Source organism: Serratia sp. MMO-28, assembly GCF_037199905.1.
GTDB lineage: Bacteria > Pseudomonadota > Gammaproteobacteria > Enterobacterales > Enterobacteriaceae > Chania > Chania oryzae.
In genome coordinates, this window is record NZ_JBBCVB010000092.1 from 1 (window position 1) to 487 (window position 487).

Annotated in this window: 1 protein-coding gene; it reads right to left on the reverse strand. The window is 67.6% G+C overall.

The genetic code is table 11. The features are described 5' to 3' along the window. The coding region (locus tag WG891_RS26670) for a hypothetical protein (protein WP_337265099.1) at positions 1–487 on the reverse strand (487 nt) is incomplete at both ends.

The following is a 487-nucleotide window of genomic DNA, read 5'->3' on the forward strand; positions in this document are numbered from 1 at the left end:
GCTGGCCCCGTCGGTGTTGGACAGCGCGTAGTGATAGGTTGCCTCCGCCACATGCACCGCATTCTGGTTAATGGCAGAGAGTACCCCTTGCGGCGTCACCGCCACCCCATCGATCGTCAACGTCAGATTATCCGCCCCGCTGGCGGTAGTGGCGCTGATAAGCCGCATCGGCGTACCGCCCCGGTTCTGATCGAGGATCGACAGGTTCGGCGGCACCACCGGCAGGGTATTGTTCCAGGAGCCTGCCCCCACCAGATTGATGGTGCCGCCGTTGGCGGTCAGGGTCTGGGTGGTGACGGTGCTCTCGGCGCTGGAGAGCGGAGCGCCGCCGGTGAAGTTCAGCGTGCCGCCGTTCAGGGCCAGGCTCTGCAGCGTAGCGCTGCCCGGCGTGCCGGCCACGCCCACCGTGGTATCGCTGCCGCTGTTCAGCGTCAGCCCCGCCCCTGCCAGGGCTGCGGCATTGGTGCCGGCCAGCGAGAAGGTGGTG